The organism is Micrococcus sp. 63XJN7_8_ISO-PGPR-S23-253 (assembly GCF_056173425.1).
In genome coordinates, this window is the sequence record NZ_CM149673.1 from 2,367,737 (window position 1) to 2,390,817 (window position 23,081).

Sequence of the window (23,081 nt, forward strand, 5' to 3'; positions counted from 1 at the left end):
CCCGGCTCAGCGCAGCGGCAGCTCGGCCCGGACCACCCAGCATCCGCCCAGCGGGCCGGCCATGAGGGTGCCGCCGAACACGGCCACGCGCTCGCGCATGCCGGCCAGGCCGAAGCCGCTGGCCATCGCGACCACCACGCGGTCCCGGCGGGGCTCGCCCTCGTCCATGGGGCTGGCGATGCACAGCACGAGGCGGTCCGCGCCCTCGAGCTCCGAGGTCAGGCGCACCGTGCCGCGGCGCGGGGCGTGCTTGAGGATGTTCGTCACCGACTCCTGCACCACGCGCAGCACGGTCAGCTCCAGGGAGCGCGGCAGCTCCTCCAGCTCGGTCAGCGAGCGCTCCACCGCGAACCCGGCCGCGTGCAGGCGGGCCTCGAACTCGTCGAGGCGGGCCGGCAGGTCCACGACGGCGTCCCCCTCCGCCGTCTGCGCGTTGCGGGAGGAGCCGCGCAGCGCGGTGAGCATGCGGCGCAGGTCCACGAGGGACTGCCGGGCGGCCTGCTCGATGGCCTTCTCCGCGGCGGCCCGCTTCTCCGGGTCCTTCTGGGTGGGCAGCATGGCGGCCTGCATCGAGATCACGGTGAGCCCGTGCGCGACGACGTCGTGCAGCTCCGCCGCGATCCGCTGCCGCTCGGCCTCCGCGGCGCAGGCAGCGGCCTCCTCGGCCCGGCGCAGGGCCGCCTCGCGGTCCCGGGTCCGATGCCGGGACCGGCGGATCATGAAGGCCGGCACCGCCACGCACAGCGCGAGGATGAGCGTGACGACCATGACGCCCTTGAGGCCGTCCTCGTCCGCCCACGTGCCGTCCGTGAGGAGCTCGCCCGCGACGGTGAGCAGGATGAGGGCGCCCAGGGCGGACCAGACGAACGCCCGGTGCGAGTACCGCGTCACCATGGCGGCGCCGAGGATGACCCCGCCGGTGAAGGCCTGTGGGGTGAGGTGCGCGTGGTCCGCCTCTACGAGGCCCACCAGACCGAACGTGCTCCCGAGCAGCACGAGCACCGCCGCCAGGGTGGGCTGCCACCCGAACAGCAGCGTGACCAGCACGCTCGCCAGGAACAGGACCCAGCGCAGGAGCGGCTCCCGCCCCTCACCCCTCAGCCCGCCGTCCTCCTCGAGGAGGGCCGCGAGTTCGGGATCGGCGCTCAGCCCGGCCGCCACCATGGGCCCCAGCACCAGGGTGAGGATCTCCCCCACCACCATGAGCCCGACGATCACGTAGAGGACGATCCGCGTGTGCCGGGAGACGGGCTCCGCGCGCAGGATCGCCGGCAGGCGGGAGTCCAGGGGCGAATCGGCGGGTGGGCGCGACGTCGCCGTCGTGGGCCGGGCGGGGGCGGGCGCCGCGGTGCTCATCCGATGTCCACGAGGCCCGCGCGGGCGGCGCGGATGAGGATCTGCACACGGTCGCGGACCTGCCACTTGTCTAGGACCTTGCCGATGTGGGACTTCACCGTGGCCTCGGCGAGGAACAGGGCACCGGCGATCTCCGCGTTGGAGGCGCCCTTGGCGAGCTCGCGGACCACGTCCAGCTCGCGCTCCGTGAGGCGCTCGTGCGGGGCGAGCGGCTCGGCCGGGCACGGGGCGGCGTGCTCGGGGGCGGCGGTGACGGCCTCCACGAGATCGGCGGCCACGGGGGCGGAGAACACGGCGTCCCCGGCGTGGACTCGGCGGATGGCGTCCACGACCTCGGCCGGCGGGGCGTCCTTCACGAGGTAGCCGGCGGCGCCGGCGCGCAGGGCGGGGACGAGGTACTGCTCGGAGGAGAAGGTGGTGATCGCCAGGACGCGCACGCCCGGGGCCTCGGCGGAGATGCGCGCGGTGGCCTCGACGCCGTCCATGCGGGGCATCTGCATGTCCATCAGCACGACGTCGGGGGCCAGCGTGCGGGCCGCTTCGAGGGCCTGGACCCCGTCCTCGGCGGAGCCGACCACCTCGAGGTCCTCCGCCTGGGCCACGAAGTGCTCGAGGGCGGTGCGCATCAACGTCTGGTCGTCGGCCACGACTACTCGGATCATGGCGTCCAGCCTAGGCGGCGCACAGGCCGCCGCGCGTCCGCCGCAGGTCGACGTCGGCCCCCGCCTCGGGGCGGACCGGGCCGGCTCCCGGGGGCGGGGCGGAGGGCGACCGGAGACGGTGTCGGCGGGCCGGCCCGGCGGCCGAGGATGAGGGCAGCCGGCCGGCGCCGGCCCGATCGTCCGTTCACCCTGCCGAGGAGACCGCCTTGACCGCCCAGCACGCCCCCTGCCCCACCTGCTCCGCCTCCCCCGCCGAGGAGCGCCCCGGCTTCCTCGTGACCCTCGGAGGCGTGCTCGCGACGGTCGCGACGCTGATGCTCACGTCCCGGCACACCGGGCTCGCGGACGTGTGGCGGATGCTGCTGGCCGCGGGCGTGGGCGGGGTGACGGCCACGGCGCTCGCGACGCTGCAGGCCGCCCTGCGCCGACGGGGGTGAGGGGGCCACGGGGCGCCGCGCGTCACCGAGGCAGCAGGAACCAGCCCATGACAGCCATGCCGAGGATGCCGGCGAGCATGGCGGGCAGCAGCACCACGAACAGGTTCCGCCGCGTCACGGTCCAGCCGGGCATCTGCGGCGACTGCGCCCCCGCGGCCATGCCGTGGGCCACCTGGATGCGGGCGGGTCCGGCGACGATGCCCCAGCCGGCGGCCGCGTTGTGCAGGCCGTTGGACCAGGGCGGGGGGACGCCCAGCGCGGCGCCCGTGTCCATCTGCAGGGGGCCGATCAGGGCCATGGCCCCGGTGTTGGAGGCCGTGATGAAGCCGGCGAACGCGCCGAGGAACGGCATCGCCACCAGGTAGGACTCCCCCATCCCGCTGAGCGCGCCCGCGAGCGCCTGCGAGACCCCGCCGGCGGAGAGGATGAGCCCGAACGCCACGTAGAGCGCGTTGGGGATGGCGGTGCCCACCCACAGCTTCCCGGCCTCGCGGGGGACGCGGCGGCGGGCGGCGGCGTCGAGGGGGAGCAGCCACACGCCCACGCCCACCGCCACGAACGCCCACAGCGCCGGCGTCCCCACGAGGGCCGCCGTTCCCTCGAGCCCGAACGCGCCCTTCACGGTGGTGCCCAGCACGGTGCCGGCCATGAGCGTCAGGTACGGCACCACGTCCCGCCCCGGTCCGGGCAGCAGCCGGCCGCCGCGGATCACGAGCAGCCAGGCCACGGTGAGCACGAAGGTGGCGACTGCGCCCGCCGGCGCAGTGCCGACCAGGAGGTTCGCCCCCAGGATCAGCGCCCACTGGGCGACCCCGGAGAGCACGGCGACGCCGAGCCAGGGCAGCGTGCGGGCCGCGCCGGCGTCGACCCGCATGCCGCGCGCCCCGCGCAGCAGCAGCACCGTGGCCACGCCCGCCACCAGGCAGGCCGGCAGGTTGAACACCGCGGCGGTGACCCCGATCTCCCGGAAGTCCAGGCCGAACAGGCGCGCGCCCATGAGCGTGCCCGGCGCCATGGACCCCCACGGGCCGATGGTGAGCGCGAGGATGGAGATCAGCGCGGACCGGAACGCCGTGTAGCCCAGTCCCAGCAGCAGCGGCACGCCCACGATCAGGGAGACGCCGAACCCGGTCACGGTCTCGAGGAACGGGATGACGCCGTGCACCATGAGCAGCGCGGTCGCGATCGTGGGGCCGTTGCCCGCCGACAGCCACGCGGCCAGGCGCGCGTGCCCGCCCGAGTACTCCATGACGCGGGACAGGGTGATGCCGCCGGCGATGATCGCCAGGATCTCGAGCAGCGTGGGCACGCCGGCGCCGATCGCGCCGCCCAGGTCGCCCGGGGCCACGCCGAAGGCCGTGAGGGCCAGCAGCACGGCCACGGCCGTCCCGGCCGCCGGGGCCACCCACGCGGGCAGCCGGGTGAGCAGCAGCACGAGGGTGAGCAGGATGGGCGAGAGCGCGAGCAGCACCTCCACGCCGCACCTCCCTCTCCTCGTGTACCCCGCCCCACTGTAGGCGCGGGGCGGGGCCGGGCCCTCCCCCCTACGCTGGGGGTCATGACGCAGCCATCCCACGACGACGTCACCCGCGCCCGTCTGATCCCGCCCGTGCCCGTGGCGGTGGCCCCGATGGCCGGCGGCCCCTCGACCCCGGAGCTGGTGGCCGCCGTCGTGGGCGCCGGCGGCGGCGGGTTCCTCGCCGGCGGCATGCGGACGGCCACGCAGATGCGCGAGCAGGTGGACGCGCTGCGCGCGCTGCTGGGCGCGGAGGGGCCGGACCGCTGGGGCGTGAACCTGTTCGTCCCGGACGCGGTGAACACGGCGATCCCCGCCGCCGCACGCACGGAGGCGGCACGGGCAGCGCGGGCGGCGGCGGTCGCCGCGTACCGGGCGGACCTGACGGCCGACGGCGCCGCCGACCTGCCCACCGCCGCGGACGTGGTCCCGGACCCGGACGCCGAACGGGTCGACTTCGACGCCCTGCTCACCGCCGCCGAGGAGCAGGCGTGGCCGCTGGTCTCCTTCACGTTCGGCCTGCCGGCCGCGGACGTGTTCGCCCGGCTGGCCGCCGCGGGCATCCCGGCCGGGGCCACCGTGACGGACGCGACCGAGGCCCGGGCCGCCCTCGAGCACGGCGCCGCGTTCCTCGTGGTGCAGGGCCACCGCGCCGGCGGGCACCGGGGCACGTCGAACCCGGCCGCGGAGCCGACCCGCGCCGAGCTGCCGGCGGTGTTGGCGGCGGTGCGGGACGTCGTCGGGACGGGGGCCCCGAGCGCCGTGCCCGTGGTGGCCGCGGGCGGCGTGGGCACCGTCGAGGACGTGCGCGCCCTGCTGACCGCCGGCGCGGACGCCGTCGCGGCCGGCACCGCGTTTCTCCTCACCCCGGAGGCAGGCACCTCGGCGGCGCACCGGGCCGCCGTCGCGGCGTGTGCGGCCGGGACACGCTTCTCCGCCGACGACGGCCGGGCCCGCACCGCCCTGACCCGCGCCTACACGGGGCGGTGGGCGCGGTCGCTGGCCACCGCGTTCATGGCGGAGCACCCGGACGCCCCCGCCGCGTACCCCGAGGTCAACGTCCTGACGAAGGGGCTGCGCGCCGCCGCCGCGGCCGCCGGCGACCTCGAGCGCGTCCACCTGTGGGCCGGCACCGAGGCGCACCGGGTCCGTGAGGCGCCGGCCGCCGACGTCCTCGCCTCCCTCGCGCCCTGAGGACCGCCCCGGATCATCCCGCGGACTGACGCCGGTCCCTCGGCCTGCGGCCTAGGCTGGCCCGCGTGAACCCCCTGCGCCGCCTCGACCAGTGGACGCGCCTGCACCCCGTGCGCACGGACGTGATGGCCGCCGCGGCCCTGTTCACCGTGCTCGTGGCGCTGCCGTGGATCGCGCTCGGGCCGATGGTCGCCCCCGACCCCCAGGGCCGGCAGACGGCCGTCTCCCTCCTGGCCGGGGCCGGCATGGTCCTGCCGTGGGCCGTGCGTCGGGTGCGCCCGGTGGCCTCGGCCGCCGTCGTGACAGCCGCGGCCGTCCTGCACCTGCTCGCCGGGCCCGAGTTCAGCCTGTCCCTGCTGATGGTGCCGCTCACCGTCTACAACCTCGCCGCGAACGCGCCCCGGAGCATCTCCGTGGCCGGGCTCCTCACGGGGCTGGTCGGCGGCGTGGCCAACGGGGTGAAGGTGTGGCTGTTCCCGGCGCAGTTCGTCACCCCCGACGGCCTCATCGTCCGCTCCCCCGCGGAGCCGCTGGCCATGGTCATCATGGCGATCGGCTGCGGGCTCATGGTGCTCACCGCGTGGGCGTTCGGCGACGTCGTGCGCAACCGCCGCCTCGCCGTGCGCGCCCTCGAGGACCGCGCCCACCGCCTCGAGGTGCAGTCCCGGCAGGAGCGCGAGCTCGCCGCCGCCGACGAGCGCAGCCACATCGCCCGCGAGATGCACGACATCGTCGCCCACTCCCTGCAGGTGATCATCTCCCAGGCCGACGGCGCCCGGTACGCCGCCGCCGCCAAACCCGCGCTCGCGGTCACCGCGCTCGAGACCATCGGCCAGACCGGCCGCTCCGCGCTCGCGGACATGCGCCAGCTGCTCGGCGTGCTCCGCGAGACCGGCGAGACCGTGGCCGGTGTGCCCGGCGTGACGGACGACGACGCCCGGCGGCCCGCCGCCGACGTCGTCGCCTCCCCCGACGGCCGCGGCACCCGCCTTCCCCCGGGCCGCCGGCCCCAGCCGCGGCTCGCGGACCTGCCCGCGCTCGTGGAGACGATGCGCCTGTCCGGACTCGAGGTGTCCCTGCTGGAGACCGGCACGCCCCGCCGTGCGCTGCCGGCGGGCGGTGAGCTGGCCGCGTACCGGATCGTGCAGGAGGCGCTGACCAACACGCTGCGCCACGGCGGGCCGGACGCGGACGCGTTCGTCACGCTCGCCTGGACGCCGCGCGGCCTGGACCTGCAGATCGACGACGACGGCTGCGGCGCCGCCGCCGACCCCGCCACCCGGGGCAGCGGCCAGGGACTGCGGGGGGCCGCCGAGCGGGCGGCCCTGTTCGGCGGGACGCTCGAGTCGGGGCCGCGCGTGGGGGCCGGGTACCGCGTGTCCGCCCACCTGCCGTACTCGGCGGTATGAGGGGTGGCCGCCCCCGTCCCACCCGCTCACCCCACCCGACTTGAGAGGATGACCCCATGAGCTCCGAGGAGACCGTCCCCGTCCGCGTGGCCCTGGTGGACGACCAGGCGCTGATCCGCTCCGGGCTGGCCATGCTCGTGGACTCGCAGCCGGACCTGACGGTCGTGGCGGAGGCGGGGAGCGGGCGCGAGGCGGTGGCGTCGGTGTCCGTGGCGGGCGCCGACGTCGTGCTGATGGACGTGCGCATGCCGGAGATGGACGGCATCGAGGCCACCCGCGCCCTGCTGCGCCGGCCGGACGCCCCGCGCGTCGTGGTGCTGACCACCTTCGACCTGGACGAGTACGCGTTCGACGCGATCGAGGCGGGCGCCAGCGGCTTCCTGCTCAAGGACGCCCCGCCCGAGGAGCTGCTCGCCGCGATCCGCACGGTGCACCGGGGCGACGCCGTGATCGCCCCGTCCACGACGCGCCGGCTCCTGACGCACATGGCCCCGCGCCTGCGCTCGGACCAGGTCCGCAGCGCGGAGTGCGAGGAGCAGCAGGCGGCCGTGGCGTCGCTGACCCCGCGCGAGCGCGAGGTGCTGGTGCTGATGGCGCAGGGCGCCGCGAATCTGGAGATCGCCGCCGAGCTCGTGCTCTCCGAGGCCACGGTGAAGACGCACGTCGGCCGGGTGCTGGCCAAGCTCGGCGCCCGCGACCGGGTGCAGGCCGTGCTCATCGCCCACCGCGCGGGCCTCGTGCAGTTCTGACCCGGCGCCCCCGCTTCAGTCCCTGCCCCCTGCCTCACCCCTCGTCGAGGCCCGCAGACACGCCGCTACGCCGTCGTCGTAGCGGCGTGTCTGCGGGCCTCGACGGTCGGCCTGGGCGGCGGGGCCCTTGCCTGAGGCCTTCCCCAGGCACCTGTCAGCACAATCACAGGTCATACCTGGGTATGAGTCGGGCGCCCCGAGGTTCATCCTCATGGCCCTGCCGGTGCGCCCACCCGCTCCGCGATGCTGGACGCAGGCCCCGCAACGGGTCCGCCGCCGGGGTGCACGCGCCGACGGCCGCCCCGGCCCGACGCGCACTGGAGGAGAGGCACCATGACCGGCAGCATCCTGGACCACCCCACCCCGACGGCGTCCCGCGCCTCCGACGCGGCCGCCGAGCAGGCGCAGCGGGACAGCGAATGCGTGGCCTTCTTCGTCGCGCTGGCGACGGCCGCCGTCGTGATGCTGGGCCTGAGCCTGTTCACGGGGGTCGAGGGGCTGCTGCGCCTGGCGCTCACCGCGGGCGCCGGCCTGCTCGCCGGCGCCGTCGCGTGGGCCACCGCCCGCCCCGTCCTGGAGGACGAGGCCTCCGGCGACTGACCCGGCCGCGCCCTCAGGGCCGCAGGCCGCGCAGGTACGTGTCCAGGAGCCAGGTTCGCTGGTTCGGACCGCAGCCCGGCAGCTCGCCCTCCGGCGACCGGGTGACCATGAGCAGGCCGAACAGGTAGTCCGCCCCGGTCACGGCCGGGCCCACGAGCCCGGAGCGGTGCGCTTCGGCCACCACCTGGTCCGCGAGCTCGAGGATCACACGCTCGGCTTCGGCGATGAGGGCCTCGGGCGGCCGGTCGGCGGGGTCGAAGTCGTCCCGGGCGGCCGCGAGCGAGGACAGGTTCACGGCCCCCAGGTCCTCGGCGAGCCGCCGCCACCGCGCCTCGGCCCCGCCGCCGTGCTCGTCCCCGCCCGCCCCGTCGAGGAAGGCCTGCAGGATCCCCCCGGTGCGGGCCACGACGTCCTCGAGCACCGCGTCCAGCAGATCCCGACGCGTGGGGAAGTGCCGGTACAGCGTGCCCACGCCGACCCCGGCCTCCTGCGCCACCCCGCGCAGGGACATCGCCGCGCCCTGGGTCGTGATGAGACGGCCGGCGGCCGCCAGGAGGTCCTGGCGGTTGGCGCGGGCGTCGGCTTTCATGTCCCCATCATCCCACTCCGCCCCGCACCGCCCGGCGGCGGGGACCCGACGCCCTCGGGTCCACGCCCCGCCGGCCCGCCTCATCCCCGGGCATGACCCGCCGCCCGCGGAGGTGGTCCCCTCCTCCGATCCGCTCCGCCGGGTCCGCGCGGGAGAGTGGCCGCCATGGACACCGCTTCCCCCGCACACCCCGCCACCCCCACGACCCCCGGCCCCGTCGCGCCGGGGCCGGGCACGCCGTCGTCGTCCGCCACCACGACGACGGCGCCCGCCGTCTGCGCCCGCGGCCTCACCCGCGCCTACGGGCGCGGTGACGCGCAGGTGCACGCCCTGCGCGGGGTGGACGTGGACTTCGCCTCGGGCGCGTTCACCGCGATCATGGGGCCCTCGGGCTCGGGCAAGTCGACGCTCATGCACTGCCTGGCCGGGCTGGACGCGCCGACCTCGGGCTCCGTGAGGATCGGCGGCACCGAGATCACCGGATTGGACGACACCGCCCTGACCCGCCTGCGCCGCGACCGCGTGGGCTTCGTGTTCCAGGCGTTCAACCTGGTGCCCACGCTCACGGCCGAGCAGAACATCGTGCTGCCGCTCGAGCTGGCCGGCCGCACCCCGGACCGTGCGTGGCTGGAGGAGATCACCCGGGCCCTGGGCCTCGCGGACCGGCTGGGCCACCGACCGCACGAGCTCTCGGGCGGTCAGCAGCAGCGCGTCGCCGTCGCCCGCGCCCTGCTCACCCGACCGGACGTCGTGTTCGGGGATGAGCCCACCGGCAACCTGGACACCGCCACCTCCGCCGAGGTGCTCGGCCTGCTGCGCCGGTCCGCGCGGGAGATGGGCCAGACCGTCATCATGGTCACCCACGACCCCGTGGCCGCCTCCGCCGCGGACCGCGTGCTCATGCTCGCCGACGGCGCGCTCGTGGGGCAGCTGCACCAGCCCACCGCCGAGGCCGTGGCCGAGGCCCTCACGCGCGTGAGCGCGGGTGAGTCGCTGTGAGCGCCCCCATGCGGAGGCTGGCCCTGTCCCAGTTGAGGACCCAGCCGCGCCGGTACGTCTCCCTCGTGCTGGCGATCCTGATCGGCACGGCGTTCCTGGCCGCCTCGTTCCTGGTCAGCGCGTCGAGCCAGGCGACCATGACGCATTCGATGGGCTCGGCGTACGCGAATGCGGACCTCGTCGTGCTGCCCGACGACGAGGCGGCCGCCCCCGACGAGGACGTCTCCGAGCAGGACCTGCCGGCCGCGATGCGCCTGCCGCAGCTCGCCGGCACCCCGGACGAGCCCGGGCCGATCGGGGCGGTCGACGGCGTGGCCGAGGCCTACGCCGGGACTCGGGATTACGTGGAGATCGGCCCGAAGGACGAGGTCGGCATGCTGCTGCCGACGCCCCAGCACACCGAGCTGACCGGCGTCGAGACCCAGGTCGGCCGATTCCCCGCGTGGGACGCCGACGACGAGGTCGCCCTCGACGAGGCGACTGCCGACCGTCTGGGCGTGCGAGTCGGCGACGCGCTGCGCCTCGGACTGCCGGACGGAGTGACCTCGGAGGTCCGCGTGGTCGGCCTGAGCACACAGACCTCGAACCCGCTGCTCTCCGCCATGCCGCAGGTGTGGGCCGGACGCGGGGTCGTCGACCCCATGACGGGGGCCGGCGCCGGCACGGGCGAGAACGCGGCGTCCGCCGCCCAGGAGCTGCAGATCGCCCTGGCCGACGGCGCGGACGCCTCCCGGGTCCGGGCGGATGTCGAGGCGGTGCTCGCGGACGCGTCCGTCTCGGCGACCGTCTCGACCCCGGACGAAGCCGTGCGGCAACGTGTCACCGACCTGGCCGGGGCGAACGTCATGGGCTGGGTGCTCGGCGGGTTCGCCGCGCTGGCCCTGCTGGTGACCGGCCTGGTCATCGCCAACACGTTCCAGGTGCTCGTCGCGCAGCGCACCCGCGAGTCCGCGCTGCTGCGCACCCTCGGCGCCACCGCGGCCCAGGTGCGGCGCGGTGTGCTGGCCGAGGCGGCGGTCGTGGGACTGATCGGCTCGGTGCTCGGCGCGGGCCTCGCGGTCGGGCTGACGGCCGGGCTGATCGCCGTCGTGCGGACGCTGCCCGAGAGCGGGGCCGCCCGGTTCGGCATGTCGTGGCCGGGGCTCGGCGTCGCCGTGGCCGTCGGCGTGCTCGTCACGGTGCTCGCCGCCCTGCGCCCCGCCCTGGCCGCGACCCGCGTCAGCCCCCTGCAGGCCATGCAGCCGCGGCAGGAGGTCACCGCGGACTCGCGCGTCGGCCTGCTGCGCCTGGTGCTCGGTCTCGTGCTGGCCCTGGGCGGCGGCGCCCTCATGCTGGCCGGAGCACTGAACCAGTGGCCGCTCCCGGCCATCGGCGGCGGCGCCGTGAGCTTCCTCGGCGTGCTGCTGCTGGCCGGACTCTTCGTGCCCGCCGCGGTGAAGGCCGCCTCGGTGCTCGCCCGTCCCGCCGGGGTGCCGGGCAGGCTGGCCGGGCTGAACGCGGTCCGCCAGCTCTCGCGCACGGCGGCGACGGCGTCGGCCCTGCTGATCGGCACGACGCTCGTCACCCTGTTCCTGGTGGGCGGCCGCACCGCCCAGGACCAGCTGGACACCCTCCTCGACGAGCAGTACCCCGTCGACCTCACCGTGCAGGCGCAGGAGGGCGCGGACCTGCCCGAGCTCGTGCGTCAGGTGCGGGATGTCGCGGGCGTGGAGACGGCCGCCGCCGCGTGGGCGGTCGGCGAGACCGACGACGAGATGCCGGTGTACGCGGTCGAGCCCGACGGCCTGCGGGACGTCGTGGGCGCGGTCGCCGCCGAGGACCGGGACCGGCTCGGCACGGCCGGCACCGTGCTCTCGGCGCGGCCCAGCGGGGAGCCGGTGGGCGTCGACGTCGGCGGCCGGGCGCGCGAGTTCGCGTCGGTCTCGGCCGGGTCGTTCGGGGACGCCGGGTACATGACGGTCGCGGACGCCGAGGCGCTGGGCTGGGACCGCGCCGGCGGGGGCGAGGAGGCCGCGACGACGTCGCAGGTGATGCTCTCCCTCGAGGACTCCGTGGCGGGCGCCCAGCTGCGCACCCTCGTCGACGAGGTGGGCGCGATCGACGGGCTGCAGGCCGAGGCCCTCGGCGGCGGCGCGCCGGAGCGGTCGGTGTACGCGCAGATGGTCGACCTGGTCATGTGGATCGTCGTGGCGCTGCTCGCGGTGTCCGTGCTCATCGCTCTGATCGGCGTGGCGAACACGCTGAGCCTGTCCACGATCGAGCGCACCCGGGAGAACGCCCTGCTGCGGGCGCTCGGGCTGAGCCGGGGCGGGCTGCGCCGGATGATCGCCATCGAGGCGGTGCTGATCGCCGGCGTGGCCGCGCTGCTGGGCGTCGGACTCGGCGGGCTCTACGGCTGGGCAGGATCGCAGCTGGTGCTCGGCGACATCACCGGGCAGCTGCAGGGCACGGCCCTCGTGCCGGTGTCCGTGCCGTGGCTCGAGCTCGGGCTGGTGGTGGCCGTGGCGGCGCTGGCCGGGCTGGCGGCGTCGCTGCTGCCCGCGCATCGAGCGGCCCGGCTGAGCCCGGTGGCGGGGCTGGCCGCGGTGTGAGGGGGCGGAGCGCGAGCCGGGCCACCCCGCACAGCTCCGCCCCGCGGCCCCGGCGCCGTCGTCGACCGTCCGGAATCGTCTGCGGATCTGTCCCTTCTGAACGTCCGATCCCGCCTCAGAAGGGTCAGTTCCGCAGACGATCCGTCGCGCCCTGGCCGCTGGCACGCCGGCCGTCGGAACGGCGGTAGGCCATCGCGAGCACGGCCCCGGAGAGGTTGTGCCAGATCGAGAACACGGCGCCCGGCAGGGCTGCCGCCGGCGAGATGTACTGCGCGGCGAGGCCCGCGGCCAGGCCCGAGTTCTGCATGCCGACCTCGATCGAGACCGTGCGCGCCACGGGCGTGGGCAGCCGGAACAGCTTCGCCGCGCCGTAGCCGAGCAGGTAGCCGAGCCCGTTGTGCAGCACCACCGCTGCGAACACCAGCAGGCCCGCCGACAGCACACGGGAGGCGCTGTTCCCGACGACGGCGGCCACCACCAGCGCGATGAACACCACCGAGACCCACGGCAGGGCGGGCAGCACGCGGTCGACGACGCGGCGCAGCAGCAGGCGCACGACGAGTCCGCCCAGGACCGGCAGGAGCACGATGTTCACGATGGACTTGGCCATGGCGCCGCCGTCGACGGCCATGTACTGGCCGGCCAGCCACAGGGTGAGCAGCGGCGTGAGCAGCGGGGCCAGGAGCGTGGACACGGAGGTCATGGCCACGGAGAGGGCGGTGTCGGCGCGGGCGAGGTAGCTGACCACGTTCGAGGACGTGCCGCCCGGGGCCGAGCCCACGAGGATCACGCCCGCCGCGAGCTCGGGCGGCAGCTGGAGCACGACGGCGACGCCGAGCCCCAGCAGCGGCATGATCGCGTACTGCGCCACCACGCCCAGCAGCACGGGCAGCGGCCGGCGGGCGACGAGGCCGAAGTCCGGAAGGGTCAGCGTCAGGCCCATGCCGAACATGATGATCCCGAGGAACAGGTTGACCTGGGGCAGCAGCGTCTTCGCGGCGGTCGGGGCGAGGAAGCCCACGAGCGCGGCGGCCAGCACCAGCAGCGGGAAGACGGTGACGGCGATGCGTGCGGAGCGGTCTTCCGCGCGGCGGGCGTCGGTGGGGGCGGGATCCGGTGCGGTCATCCCGTCATGGTAGGAGCGCGACCGCGGTGCGTCGTCGCGTGACGCGGCGCCGTCGTCGGCCTTCCGGAATCTTCTGCGCCCCTGACCCTTCTGGACGTCCGCTCCCGCCCCAGAAGGGTCAGGTCCGCAGACGATCCTCCGCGCCACCGGCGTCGGGACCGCCACGCTCCGCGATTGCGGCCCGCACCAGCGCCGCCGTCTCGACGAATCCCCGCCACCGGTCCGTCCCCGCCACCCGGATGTTGAGCCAGCCCTGACGCAGGAACACCGCGTCCCGGCGGGTGTCCTTGCCGACCTGCGCGGCGCCGTCGTGGGTCTTGCCCTCGTAGTGGATCGCGATCCGCCACCGCCGGTAGCCGAGGTCCGCGCTCGCGGGGTGCCACAGCGAGTAGTCGGGGTCCCAGAGCTCGATCTGCAGGTCCGGCTCGGGCAGCCCCGCGGCCATCAGCGCCAGGCGCAGCTCGGTCTCGGCCGGGGAGTCGGACCCGGTGCGCACGAGCGCCAGCGCCTCCCGCGCCCGCACGATCCCGGCCTCTCCCGTGTGCCGCTCGAGCGCGGCGTCGAGCTCGCGGCGGGTGGCCAGCGCGACCTTCCCCCGCCGCTCGTCCTCCCGTGCCAGGCGATCTCCGACCGCCACGAGCGCGTCCCGGTCCAGGACGGTGGCCAGGTGGAACCAGGTGTCGGCGTGCGAGGTCCACCGCAGCCCGTGCAGCCGGTCCCGCCGCACGATGAGGCGGTCCAGGTCCACGAGCCGGGTGCGCACGCCGGGCTCCCGCAGCACCCGGCGGGTGCGGGACCGCAGGACGGTGGGGCGCGTCCGGGCCTGGACGTCGTCCGGGAGGGGCCAGCCCAGCAGCCGGGCCACGGACTCTCCGGTCACCACGACGTCGGGACGCATCGCCGCCAGGTCCTGCAGCCGGGACAGCTCGGTGGCGAGGGGACGCGCGGGCGGCGTCACCCCGGTGACGGGACCGATCCAGCGGTAGTGGCCGTGCGCGACGCGTTCGACGTCCCGGCTGCGCAGCCGCGACCCCGACACCCCGGCGGCCAGCGCCTCCGCCCGCGTGAACGGGGCGTCCTGGAGGTGGGCGGGGAAGGGTCCGGGCACGCGCATGGCCCCGATCCTGCTCGCTCCCGACGCCGGCGGGCCCGGTTGTCCACAGGCCGTGCGGCGGCGCCGGGCCGACGTCGTCGTGGGCGTGCTGCCGAGTGCGGGGAATCCGTTGCACATCTGACCCTTCTGAGCCGCCGCGCAGCGCCCGGAAGGGTCAGATCCGCAGAAGATTCCGGCCTCAGCCGCTGAGCCCGTACTCCTTCAGCATCTTCCGGGCCTCCTGGGTGCCGGCCCTCTGCAGCTCGAGCAGCTGCGCGTAGATCCCGCCGGACTCGGCCAGCTCGGCCGGGGTCCCGATCTCCTGCACCTGCCCGCCGCGCAGCGTGACGATCCGGTCGACGGACGCGATCGTGCTCAACCGGTGCGCCACGATCAGGCTCGACCGTCCCACCATCAGGTCCTCGAGGGCCGCCTGCACGAGCCGTTCGGACTTCGTGTCCAGCGCGGAGGTGGCCTCGTCCAGCACGAGGATCGGCGCGTCCTTCAGCACGGCCCGCGCCACCGCGATCCGCTGCTTCTGCCCGCCGGACAGCCGCAGCCCGCGCTCGCCGATCACCTGTTCGTAGCCGTCGTCGAACGCCTCCACGAACCGGTGCGCGTACGCGGCCTCGGCGGCGGCCCGGACGCGTTCGTCGGAGGCGTCGGGGTCCGCGTAGGCGATGTTCTCGCGCACCGTCCCGGAGAACAGGCTCGGCTCCTGGAACACGGTGGCGATCCGCCCGCGCAGCGTGGCCAGGTCCAGCCCGGCGACGTCCTGTCCGAACACCTCGATGCGTCCGCTCGTCACCGGGTACAGCCCCAGCAGCAGGTGCGCGATGGTCGACTTCCCGCCGCCCGACTCGCCCACGAGCGCCACCCTGGCACCCTGCGGGATGTCGAAGGACACGCGGTCCAGCACGGGGCGGGAGGCGTCGGCGTCGTAGGCGAAGGAGACGTCGTCGAAGCGCACGGCCGGCACGTCCGCGGGGATGTCCGGCGCACCCGGCACGACGTCGGCCCGCGGCTCCGCCGGCACGCGCGGTGCGTCCGCGCTCGCCGACTCCGCACTCGCGCTCGCCACCGCGAGCGCCGCCCCGCCGGCCCGCTCGCGCTCCTCGGCGAGCACCTCGAAGTAGTCCTTCGACCCGGCGACGGCGCGCTGGGCGGAGTCCACGAGGAAGCTCATGGAGAAGATCGGCTGCCGGGCCATGTTCATCAGCTGCAGGAGGATCACCATGTCGCCCACGGAGAACAGGCCCTGCGCGGTGCGGACGAACACGATCAGGTACATCGCGCCGAAGGCCACGTTGAGGGCGAGCCGGCGCCCGGCGTCCATGCCGTGCCAGAACCGGGACTGCTGCCGGGTGATCCCCACGGTCCGCAGGAACCGGTCGCGGAACCCGGTGAGCTCGTGATCCTGCCGGTTGTAGGCCCGCACCACGGACATCTGCGAGACCACCTCGGCGAACCGCCCCGAGGCGATGTCCACCTCCGTGTTCTTCTCCCCCTCCCACACCTGCCACTTCGCGGAGGTCCGCGCGGTGAGCCACATGTACACGGGGAAGACGACGGCCAGCAGGATCGCCAGCGGCCACCAGTAGAACGCCGTGATCACGAGCACCGCGGCGGTGGTGATGAGCATGGTGAACGCGTTGTTCGCGAAGAACTGCAGGAACTGGGTGAGCTCGTTGATGGTGCGGTTCAACCGGTTGACGACCCGCCCGGTGATCGCGGTGTCGAAGTACCGCTGGGGCAGGTGCAGCAGCTGCTCGAAGTACCGCGTGGAGAGGATGGTGCGCATGCGCGCGGCCATCACGTCGCCCCAGTAGCCGCCCACGCTCACCACCAGGGTGGTCGCCACCTCGACGGAGAGGAACGCGACCGCCAGCCAGGTCACCGCGGTGACGGCCTCGGCCACACCGGTCTCCCCCGCGACGGCGGCGACGATCCGGTCCGTGGCCGCGCCGATGAGGAACGGGGTGGCCAGGGCCAGCACCGCGGCCAGCACGGAGCTGACGGCGATGCCGAGGTAGAGGCGGTGGAGCTGGGGCGCGAAGCGCAGGATGCGAAGCAGCGACGTCACCGGGCCAGGCTAGTGGCCGGCGCGGACATCAGCGCGGGCCGGTCGGCCCGCCAGGACGTCAGAACGGGGGCGTGGCGGCGACGGCGGCCAGCACGGGGTGCAGCAGCGGGGCCACGCCGTGCCCGCCCGGTGCGGCCGGGGCGGCGGGGTCCATCCAGTGCAGCTCGACGATCTCGTCCGTCGGCTCGGGGACCTCGTGCCGGGCGACGGGCCGCCACAGCGCGAACACCTCCGAGTGCAGGGCGGCGCCGGGCTCGTTGGCGGCGGCGGTGTCCCACGCGCCGAGGCGGGTCAGCTCGTCCGGGCGCAGGCGCAGCCCGGTCTCCTCGGCCACCTCGCGGACGGCGGTGTCCACGGGGGCCTCGCCGGGCAGGTGCTTGCCGCCGGGGAACATGAACATGGCGGTGCCGGCCTTGCGGACTGTCAGCACGCGGCGGTCCGGGCGGGCCAGCACGACGGCGGAGACGCGGATGACCTCCCCGGCCGCGACGGTCGGTGTGCGGGCGGAGTCGGAGGGGGAAGGACTCATGCTCCCATCATCCTCCCCGCGCGGCTCAGAGGAGCGTGAGCCCCACCTTCACGGCGATTCCCAGCATGAGCACGCCCACCACGGCGTCCACGATCCGCCACGTCCGCGCCGAGTCCATGGACGGGGCGAGCTTCGTGCCGCCCCAGCCGAGCCCGGTGAACCACACGAGCGAGGCCGCCACCGCGCCGCCCACGTACGCCCACTTCGCCGCCCCGAACGTCTGTGCGAAGGTGCCCATCATGACCACGGTGTCGAGGATGGCGTGCGGGTTCACCAGGGAGACGGACAGCGCCAGCAGGATGATCCGCGGCAGCGGCGTCTGCGGGCGGTCCAGCGCCACGCGGCGCGGCTGCACGCGCTGCCGCACCGCCACCGACCCGCTGCCCGAGGGGGCGCCGACGCCGGGCGCGCCGTCGTCGTGATGCCCGACGCCGGCCCCGGCCGGCTCGCGATCGGCCAGGCGGCCGGTCGCCGGGTCGATCAGCGGCAGCTCGCCGGTGAGGACCGCGAGGTCGATGCGGTCAGGGCCGTGCCCGGTCCCCTCGACGTCCGCGGCCGCGGTGGTGAGGGTCCGGTCCCCGCGCCAGGCGGAGCGCAGCGCGCCCACGGCGAACGCGAGGAGGTAGACCACGCCGGCCACGGTCAGCGCGGGAACGAGCCACGGCCAGCGTTCGGCCACCACGCCCACGCCGCCGGCGCCGAGCACGAGCAGCGCCACATCGGCCACGAAGCACACCGTCAGGACGGTCCACACGCGGTCGCGCCGGACGATCTGGCGCAGCAGGAACAGGGTCTGCGCGCCGATGGCGACGATGAGGGCGAGGTAGGTCAGGAATCCGGTGGCGAAGATGGTCACCGAGCGAGGATAGGAGCCGTCCCACGTCCGTGCCATCGCAATCTTCTTCAAGATCTGAAGACATCCTTCATGACCACCCCTACCCTGGACCGCATGAACTCCGACCACCTGCGCGCCCTCGTCGCGGCCGTCGACCACGGCACCTTCGACGCCGCCGCGGACTCCCTGCGGATCTCCGGCTCGGCCTTCTCGCAGCGGATCAAGGCCCTCGAGCGGCAGGTGGGCCAGGTGCTCCTGGCCCGCACCGTCCCCGTCCGGCCGACCGCGGCGGGAGAGCGCCTGCTCCGTCTCGCCCGGCAGACCCTCGCACTCGAGGACGAGGCGCTCGCCGCGCTCGGCCGCGGCGACGGAGGACGCGTGCCGCTGCGCGTGGCCCTCAACGCGGACTCCCTCGACACGTGGTGGGAGCCCGTGCTGCGCGAGGCGGCGACGTGGGACGACGTCGTCCTGCAGATGCAGTCCGAGGACCAGGAGCACACCGCCGTCCTGCTGCGGGACGGCGCAGTCGTGGCCGCCGTGACGGACGACCCCACGCCCGTGGCCGGGTGCAGCTCCACCCCGCTGGGCACGATGCGCTATCACGCGGTGTGCGCGTCCTTCCTGCTGGAGCTGCACCGCGACGCGCGGGGCCGGGTCGACTTCGGCACGCTGCCGATCGTGGACTACGGCCCCCGCGACGGCCTGCAGCACACGGTGCTGCGCCGCGTCACCCGCGGCCGGCCCGTGGCCGACCCGCCGACCCACCTCGTGCCCTCCGTGCACTCCTATCTGCGGGCGGTGGAGCTCGGGCTGGGCTGGGGCATGCTCCCCTCGGTGCAGATCCCGCCGGGCGTGCTCGAGGGCCGCCACCCCGATCTCGAGCCGATCCCGGCCCTCGGCGCGGTCGACGTGGACCTGCACTGGCAGCGCTGGACGGCCGGGACCGCAGCCCTGGACCGGCTCACCGACGCGGTGCTTCGTGCTGCGCCCTCGGCGGGGGACGCCGCGGACTGAGGAGCGCATTCAAGACCCGCCCGGACGCGCCGCGACCCCCGCCTCAGGGGCGGGGGTCGCGGTCACGGGCCGCTCGGGGCGGCCGGGGTCGGGTCAGCGGGCGTCGCCGGTGCCCGGGCGGCGGGTGGCGTCGCCCAGGGTGCCGTCGGCCTCGTGGCGGCGGGCGTCCACGCCCTCGGTGCGCACGTCGCCGGCGCGGTCGTCCACGCGGTGCACGTCATGGTCACGGTGCGCGCCGGCCACGTGGTGGTCGCGGCGCACGGGCTCGGCGTGCACCTCACGCTTGCGGCGACCGGCCAGGCCCGCCAGGCCCAGCAGACCGGCCAGGCCCCACAGGCCCCAGTTGCCGTTGTCGTCCTTCTCCTCCTCCTGGGGGGCGGGCGACTGGGAGGCCGGCGCCGTCGTGGCGGTCTCGGTGGCCGGGGCCGTGGTCTGCGCGACGGCGGCGGGGGCGCCGAGGCCGGTGACGACGGCGGCGCCGAGGGTCAGGGCGGTGGCGGTGCGGCGGATGTCAGTCATGATCGTGCTCCTCTCACCGGTGGCCTGCGCCGACCGGCGTCGGGGGATCGACCGGAGGTCCCGGACGACCCTTTCTGGGTCATGCACGAGCACCGTACGCACAGGAGGGTGGGGGTCCGTCAACGGTTGCCGACCCGGGGTCAGGGCCGGCCGGCCCGGGCGGAGCCGCAGCAGGGGCCCGCAGCCCCCGGCCCGGCGCGCCCCGGGGTGCAGGGCACGACGACGTCGAAGCGCGTCCATCCGTCCTCGGACGCCACGGCCACGTCCCCGCCATGGCTGCGCGCGATCGAGCGCACGATGGCCAGACCCAGACCCGTGGACGGCTCCGTGCCCGGGGCGCTCGACCGGCCTTTCCCGGGGCCGCGGACGAAGCGGTGGAAGAGGCTGGCGTGCCGGTCGGCCGGGATGCCGCCGCCGTCGTCGTGGACGCTGACGAGCATGACGCCGGGCCGGGGCTGGTCCTGCCGCACGGAGGCCGTGACGGTGGTCCCGACGGGGGTGTGCTTGGCCGCGTTGGAGAGCAGGTTGCCGACCACGCGGGCCAGCTGCGACCGGTCGCCGGTGACGGACCGCTGGGTGCCCGGCTCCGCCCCCTCGGGCAGGTCCACCACCCACGTGTGGTCCGGCCACGCCGCGCGGGCGTCCATCACGCCCTCGAGGACCACCTCGGACAGGTCCACCTGTTCGGCCAGCGCCACCTCCCCGGAGGGCTCCAGGCCCATGGCCCGGCCGCGCGAGACGGACTCGAGCCGTTCGAGCAGGAGCATGTCGTCCACGAGGGCGGCCATCCGGTCGGCCTGGAACAGCACCCGGCCGAGCGACCGCCGGCCGGTCGCGGAGAGCTCCTCCGTCATCGCGATCATCTCGGCGTAACCGCGCACCGAGGCGAGCGGCGTGCGCAGCTCGTGGGAGGCGTCCGCCATGAACCGGCGCATGTGCTGCTCCTGCACGCGGCGCTGCTCCAGGGCCGCCTCGACCGAGCCGGTGAACCGGTCGAGTGCCTGGGCGACGACGGCCACCTCGTCCGGCCCCTGCAGGAGCCGAGGCGGCATGCGTGAGTCCTCCGGATCGAGCCCGGCGTGGGCCATGTCCGCCTGGGCGACCCGCTCGGCGACGGCGGCGACCTCGCGCAGCGGGGCCAGGCCCCGGCGCAGCCACAGGGTCACCAGGATCGCGGTGGTGAGGACGGTGACGGACAGTCCGACGGCGACCGCGAGCAGCGCCTGCCGCGCGACGTCGGACATGGCACCCGTCGGCGCCCCCACCACGAGCACCTGGTCCGCGGCCACCCAGGGGCCCGGCGCGCTCAGCAGTTGGGCCTGAACGCGATAGCCGACACCGCCGACGACGGCGTCGAGCATCGGCCCGCCCGGCCGGTCCCGGAGGGCATGCAGAAGGTCATCGGCCTCCTGCGCCGTGAGCGGCACGGACTCCCCGGCCTCGCCGACCCGGTGCCCGGTGAGCGCGCCCTGGTGGTGCGCCTCCAGGGCGGAGAGCGAGACGAGCGCGACCACCGTCCCCTCGAACTGGCCGAGGGTGCCCGGCGCGCGCAGGCCCCCCTCCCCCAGGCCGACGTCGTCCCCTCCGCCCGGCGAGGGGCCCGCCAGCTGCTCCGCGGCGCGGGCCCAGGCTTCGGAGGCGTCCCGGGAGGCGGAGTCGGTCAGCAGGGCCTTCGTGATGCCGGCCGCGAAGAACGAGTAGGCCGTGATGGTGGCCACCAGGATCAGAAGGACGCCCGCGCCGACGCGGCGGGCCAGCGACGTGGGCCGCCTGCGGCGGGTGCTGCCGTGCCCCGACGGGACCGCGGCGGTCTCAGGCGGGCCGAATGACATACCCGGCGCCGCGGATGGTGTGGATCATCGGATCCCGATCCGCGTCGATCTTCTTCCGCAGGTAGGAGATGTACAGCTCGACGATGTTCGCGCGGCCGCCGAAGTCGTAGCCCCAGACATCCTGCAGGATGCGCTCCTTGGAGAGCACCGTGCGGACGTTGGCCATGAGGAACTTCAGCAGGTTGTACTGCGTGGCCGTCAGTTCGATCTCGTCGCCGCCGCGGGTCACCTCGTGGGTGCGGGTGTTCATCACCAGGTCACCGACCGCGAGCACCTCGGAGCCGCCCGAGACCACGCCGGAGCGCTGCACGAGCCGGTGCGCGCGGATGAGCACCTCCTCCATGGAGAAGGGCTTGGTCACGTAGTCGTCGCTCCCGGCGGCCAGGCCTGCCACGCGGTCCTCCGTCGCGTCCTTGGCGGTGAGGAACATGGCGGGCATCTCCGACCAGTGGGCACGCAGGCGCTCCAGGACGTCCAGGCCGTCCATGTCCGGCAGCATGACGTCCAGGATCGCCAGGTCCGGCCGGCCGGCGGTGCCCAGCTCGACGGCGGTCGCGCCGTCGTGGGCCACGATCACCTCCCAGCCGCAGAGGGTGAAGCCCATGGAGAGCAGGTCGGCGATCATCGGCTCGTCGTCCACGACGAGCACCCGCACCGGTGCGCCGTCCGGGTGCGAGAGCTCGGGCAGGACCTCCTTCAGCTCTGCCATGGATGACGGGCCGGTGGTGCTCTGGATGGGGCTCACAAAGTTCCTCTACGTTCGGGAGACGGTTCACGGTGCCCACGCGGACGTCGCGGGCTGCGGGGGACGAGCGCCTCGCGACGGAGGGGCGACGCCGTTCCGGGGGATGGCGGACGGGCGGCGACCGGAGGCCGGGGGGTGCGCGGATCCCCCCTCGACGGAGCCCCATGCTACGCGGATCAGCCGGGTCGGCCCAGAGTCTTCTCGGATTGCGGACATCAGCGTGACTCGTCACAGCCCTGACGCATCCGGCGGCGCCACCGGGGCCGCCCTGTGCTGACGCCGCGCCGCGTGGCCGGCGTCAGTCGACCGGCTTCATGGCCCAGTGCGTGGCCAGGGTGCCGAACATGTGGGTCTCGTGGCCGATGTTCACGAAGCCGGCCTCGGCGAAGAGGTCCGCGACCTCGTCCGGCGTGTGGAACGCCTTCGTCGAGGAGGACAGGTACGCGTAGGCCTCGGGCCGGTCGGCGATCAGCTTCGCGAGCTGCGGCATCACCCGGTGGATGTAGAAGGAGGAGAACGGCTTGAGCACGTTGTCCGGCGCCGGCGACGTCTCGAGGGCCGCGACCCAGCCGCCGGGGCGCAGCACGCGGAACTGCTCGGCGAGAGTCGCCGGGATGTCCGCGACGTTGCGCAGCAGGTAGCCGTGGGTCACGGCGTCGAACGAGCCGGCCTCGAACGGCAGGTCCGTCGCGTCCGCGACGACCCACTCGATGCGGTCCCCGCCCGCGCGGGCACGGCCGACCTCCATCATCTCGGCGGCGATGTCCGCGCCCACCACCTGTGCGTCGGGGTGCTGCTTGAGCACCTCGAACGCGAGGTCGCCGGTGCCGGTGGCCAGGTCGAGCACGCGGGCCTGCGCCGGGATGTCGGCCCGCGCCACCGTGTGGCGCACCAGGCGCGGCTCCTGACCCCAGGTCATGACGGCGTTCATCAGGTCGTAGCGGCCGGCGATGGCGTCGAACATCGCGGAGACCCGGTCGTGGTGGTCGGCGGCGCCGCGCTGGGCGTCGCCGCGTGGGGCGGGGAGGGGGTTCTGGCTCACCAGACCACCGTATCCCGCCCACCTCCCCCGACGACGCCCCTCCCCGGGATTGCACAGGGGCGTTAGGTTGCCCTAACCTTCCAGAGTTACCTCACGTCGATGTTCGCTAATGTCGGCCCCCAGGGCCGCCGCCCTCCCCGACCGCAGACCCGACCCCCTCC

General features: G+C 75.1%; 21 protein-coding genes. 8 read left to right on the forward strand and 13 right to left on the reverse strand.

Features of this window, described 5'->3' with window-relative positions; all coding sequences use genetic code 11:
* Positions 1-6: 6 nt before the first annotated feature.
* Both AC0VX4_RS10915 and AC0VX4_RS10920 read right to left on the reverse strand, forming a co-directional pair.
* Entirely contained in the window at positions 7-1,356 is a 1,350-nt protein-coding gene (locus AC0VX4_RS10915) for a sensor histidine kinase (RefSeq protein WP_002855364.1), read from the reverse strand.
* The gene (locus tag AC0VX4_RS10920; protein ID WP_002855366.1) at positions 1,353-2,018 is read right to left on the reverse strand and encodes a response regulator transcription factor; all 666 of its coding nucleotides are present in this window, start codon (positions 2,016-2,018) and stop codon (positions 1,353-1,355) included. The genes AC0VX4_RS10915 and AC0VX4_RS10920 overlap by 4 nt, the downstream gene beginning before the upstream one ends.
* 206 nt (positions 2,019-2,224) lie before the next feature.
* Here AC0VX4_RS10920 and AC0VX4_RS10925 point away from each other — a divergent pair, with 206 nt between their 5' ends.
* Complete coding sequence (locus tag AC0VX4_RS10925; RefSeq protein WP_475464374.1) at positions 2,225-2,455, forward strand: hypothetical protein; 231 nt, start codon at positions 2,225-2,227, stop codon at positions 2,453-2,455.
* 22 nt (positions 2,456-2,477) lie between these two features.
* On the opposite strand, the gene AC0VX4_RS10930 is transcribed toward AC0VX4_RS10925, so the two are convergent.
* The gene (locus AC0VX4_RS10930; protein ID WP_475464375.1) at positions 2,478-3,932 is read right to left on the reverse strand and encodes an L-lactate permease; all 1,455 of its coding nucleotides are present in this window, start codon (positions 3,930-3,932) and stop codon (positions 2,478-2,480) included.
* A gap of 81 nt (positions 3,933-4,013) precedes the next feature.
* Here AC0VX4_RS10930 and AC0VX4_RS10935 point away from each other — a divergent pair, with 81 nt between their 5' ends.
* From AC0VX4_RS10935 to AC0VX4_RS10950, 4 genes are all read left to right on the forward strand, one after another.
* On the forward strand, positions 4,014-5,165 hold the full coding sequence (locus tag AC0VX4_RS10935) for an NAD(P)H-dependent flavin oxidoreductase (RefSeq protein WP_002855372.1): 1,152 nt from the start codon (positions 4,014-4,016) through the stop codon (positions 5,163-5,165).
* Between the two features lie 65 nt (positions 5,166-5,230).
* Positions 5,231-6,574 carry a sensor histidine kinase gene (locus AC0VX4_RS10940; RefSeq protein ID WP_136940561.1) on the forward strand — a complete coding sequence of 448 codons (1,344 nt, stop codon included), beginning with the start codon at positions 5,231-5,233 and terminating at the stop codon, positions 6,572-6,574.
* Between the two features lie 56 nt (positions 6,575-6,630).
* Complete coding sequence (locus AC0VX4_RS10945; RefSeq protein ID WP_095695091.1) at positions 6,631-7,323, forward strand: response regulator; 693 nt, start codon at positions 6,631-6,633, stop codon at positions 7,321-7,323.
* 333 nt (positions 7,324-7,656) lie between these two features.
* Positions 7,657-7,923: a hypothetical protein gene (locus AC0VX4_RS10950; RefSeq protein WP_475464376.1), complete on the forward strand. Its 267-nt coding sequence runs from the start codon at positions 7,657-7,659 to the stop codon at positions 7,921-7,923.
* 13 nt (positions 7,924-7,936) lie between these two features.
* On the opposite strand, the gene AC0VX4_RS10955 is transcribed toward AC0VX4_RS10950, so the two are convergent.
* A complete protein-coding gene (locus AC0VX4_RS10955; protein WP_475464377.1) occupies positions 7,937-8,512 on the reverse strand; it encodes a TetR/AcrR family transcriptional regulator in 576 nt (191 codons plus the stop codon).
* A gap of 165 nt (positions 8,513-8,677) precedes the next feature.
* On the opposite strand from AC0VX4_RS10955, the gene AC0VX4_RS10960 reads away from it, so the two are divergent.
* Positions 8,678-9,511 carry an ABC transporter ATP-binding protein gene (locus tag AC0VX4_RS10960; protein WP_475464378.1) on the forward strand — a complete coding sequence of 278 codons (834 nt, stop codon included), beginning with the start codon at positions 8,678-8,680 and terminating at the stop codon, positions 9,509-9,511.
* Positions 9,508-12,102 (forward strand): ABC transporter permease, encoded by a 2,595-nt coding sequence (locus AC0VX4_RS10965; protein WP_475464379.1) that lies wholly within the window; start codon positions 9,508-9,510, stop codon positions 12,100-12,102. The genes AC0VX4_RS10960 and AC0VX4_RS10965 overlap by 4 nt, the downstream gene beginning before the upstream one ends.
* A 124-nt stretch (positions 12,103-12,226) precedes the next feature.
* Here the strand turns inward: AC0VX4_RS10965 and AC0VX4_RS10970 are convergent, their stop codons facing one another.
* From AC0VX4_RS10970 to AC0VX4_RS10990, 5 genes are all read right to left on the reverse strand, one after another.
* On the reverse strand, positions 12,227-13,228 hold the full coding sequence (locus AC0VX4_RS10970) for a bile acid:sodium symporter family protein (protein ID WP_145033303.1): 1,002 nt from the start codon (positions 13,226-13,228) through the stop codon (positions 12,227-12,229).
* Positions 13,229-13,346: 118 nt separating this feature from the next.
* Positions 13,347-14,342, reverse strand: coding sequence for a hypothetical protein (locus AC0VX4_RS10975; RefSeq protein ID WP_475464380.1), 996 nt, complete (start codon positions 14,340-14,342; stop codon positions 13,347-13,349).
* 178 nt (positions 14,343-14,520) lie between these two features.
* Positions 14,521-16,404 carry an ABC transporter ATP-binding protein gene (locus tag AC0VX4_RS10980; protein WP_475464381.1) on the reverse strand — a complete coding sequence of 628 codons (1,884 nt, stop codon included), beginning with the start codon at positions 16,402-16,404 and terminating at the stop codon, positions 14,521-14,523.
* 58 nt (positions 16,405-16,462) lie between these two features.
* Positions 16,463-16,933: an NUDIX hydrolase gene (locus AC0VX4_RS10985; protein ID WP_010079918.1), complete on the reverse strand. Its 471-nt coding sequence runs from the start codon at positions 16,931-16,933 to the stop codon at positions 16,463-16,465.
* A gap of 25 nt (positions 16,934-16,958) precedes the next feature.
* Positions 16,959-17,789, reverse strand: coding sequence for a LysE/ArgO family amino acid transporter (locus AC0VX4_RS10990; protein ID WP_223246372.1), 831 nt, complete (start codon positions 17,787-17,789; stop codon positions 16,959-16,961).
* A gap of 69 nt (positions 17,790-17,858) precedes the next feature.
* Between AC0VX4_RS10990 and AC0VX4_RS10995 the strand changes: the two genes are divergently transcribed.
* Complete coding sequence (locus tag AC0VX4_RS10995) at positions 17,859-18,782, forward strand: ArgP/LysG family DNA-binding transcriptional regulator (RefSeq protein ID WP_081304920.1); 924 nt, start codon at positions 17,859-17,861, stop codon at positions 18,780-18,782.
* 93 nt (positions 18,783-18,875) lie between these two features.
* Here AC0VX4_RS10995 and AC0VX4_RS11000 read toward each other — a convergent pair whose 3' ends face one another.
* From AC0VX4_RS11000 to AC0VX4_RS11015, 4 genes are all read right to left on the reverse strand, one after another.
* The gene (locus AC0VX4_RS11000; RefSeq protein ID WP_060775135.1) at positions 18,876-19,301 is read right to left on the reverse strand and encodes a WGxxGxxG family protein; all 426 of its coding nucleotides are present in this window, start codon (positions 19,299-19,301) and stop codon (positions 18,876-18,878) included.
* A 140-nt stretch (positions 19,302-19,441) separates the two neighbouring features.
* The gene (locus AC0VX4_RS11005; protein WP_227448874.1) at positions 19,442-21,019 is read right to left on the reverse strand and encodes a sensor histidine kinase; all 1,578 of its coding nucleotides are present in this window, start codon (positions 21,017-21,019) and stop codon (positions 19,442-19,444) included.
* Between the two features lie 94 nt (positions 21,020-21,113).
* Positions 21,114-21,842, reverse strand: coding sequence for a response regulator transcription factor (locus AC0VX4_RS11010; RefSeq protein ID WP_475464677.1), 729 nt, complete (start codon positions 21,840-21,842; stop codon positions 21,114-21,116).
* A gap of 334 nt (positions 21,843-22,176) precedes the next feature.
* A complete protein-coding gene (locus AC0VX4_RS11015) occupies positions 22,177-22,920 on the reverse strand; it encodes a ubiquinone/menaquinone biosynthesis methyltransferase (RefSeq protein ID WP_065572675.1) in 744 nt (247 codons plus the stop codon).
* Positions 22,921-23,081: the final 161 nt, after the last annotated feature.

Coding starts and splice junctions, on each gene's coding strand:
- AC0VX4_RS10915 (WP_002855364.1), bottom strand. CDS start 1,356: ATGAGCACCGCGGCGCCCGCCCCCGCCCGGCCCACGACGGCGACGTCG.
- AC0VX4_RS10920 (WP_002855366.1), bottom strand. CDS start 2,018: ATGATCCGAGTAGTCGTGGCCGACGACCAGACGTTGATGCGCACCGCC.
- AC0VX4_RS10935 (WP_002855372.1), top strand. CDS start 4,014: ATGACGCAGCCATCCCACGACGACGTCACCCGCGCCCGTCTGATCCCG.
- AC0VX4_RS10945 (WP_095695091.1), top strand. CDS start 6,631: ATGAGCTCCGAGGAGACCGTCCCCGTCCGCGTGGCCCTGGTGGACGAC.
- AC0VX4_RS10950 (WP_475464376.1), top strand. CDS start 7,657: ATGACCGGCAGCATCCTGGACCACCCCACCCCGACGGCGTCCCGCGCC.
- AC0VX4_RS10955 (WP_475464377.1), bottom strand. CDS start 8,512: ATGAAAGCCGACGCCCGCGCCAACCGCCAGGACCTCCTGGCGGCCGCC.
- AC0VX4_RS10960 (WP_475464378.1), top strand. CDS start 8,678: ATGGACACCGCTTCCCCCGCACACCCCGCCACCCCCACGACCCCCGGC.
- AC0VX4_RS10970 (WP_145033303.1), bottom strand. CDS start 13,228: ATGACCGCACCGGATCCCGCCCCCACCGACGCCCGCCGCGCGGAAGAC.
- AC0VX4_RS10975 (WP_475464380.1), bottom strand. CDS start 14,342: ATGCGCGTGCCCGGACCCTTCCCCGCCCACCTCCAGGACGCCCCGTTC.
- AC0VX4_RS10985 (WP_010079918.1), bottom strand. CDS start 16,933: ATGAGTCCTTCCCCCTCCGACTCCGCCCGCACACCGACCGTCGCGGCC.
- AC0VX4_RS10995 (WP_081304920.1), top strand. CDS start 17,859: ATGACCACCCCTACCCTGGACCGCATGAACTCCGACCACCTGCGCGCC.
- AC0VX4_RS11000 (WP_060775135.1), bottom strand. CDS start 19,301: ATGACTGACATCCGCCGCACCGCCACCGCCCTGACCCTCGGCGCCGCC.
- AC0VX4_RS11010 (WP_475464677.1), bottom strand. CDS start 21,842: ATGGCAGAGCTGAAGGAGGTCCTGCCCGAGCTCTCGCACCCGGACGGC.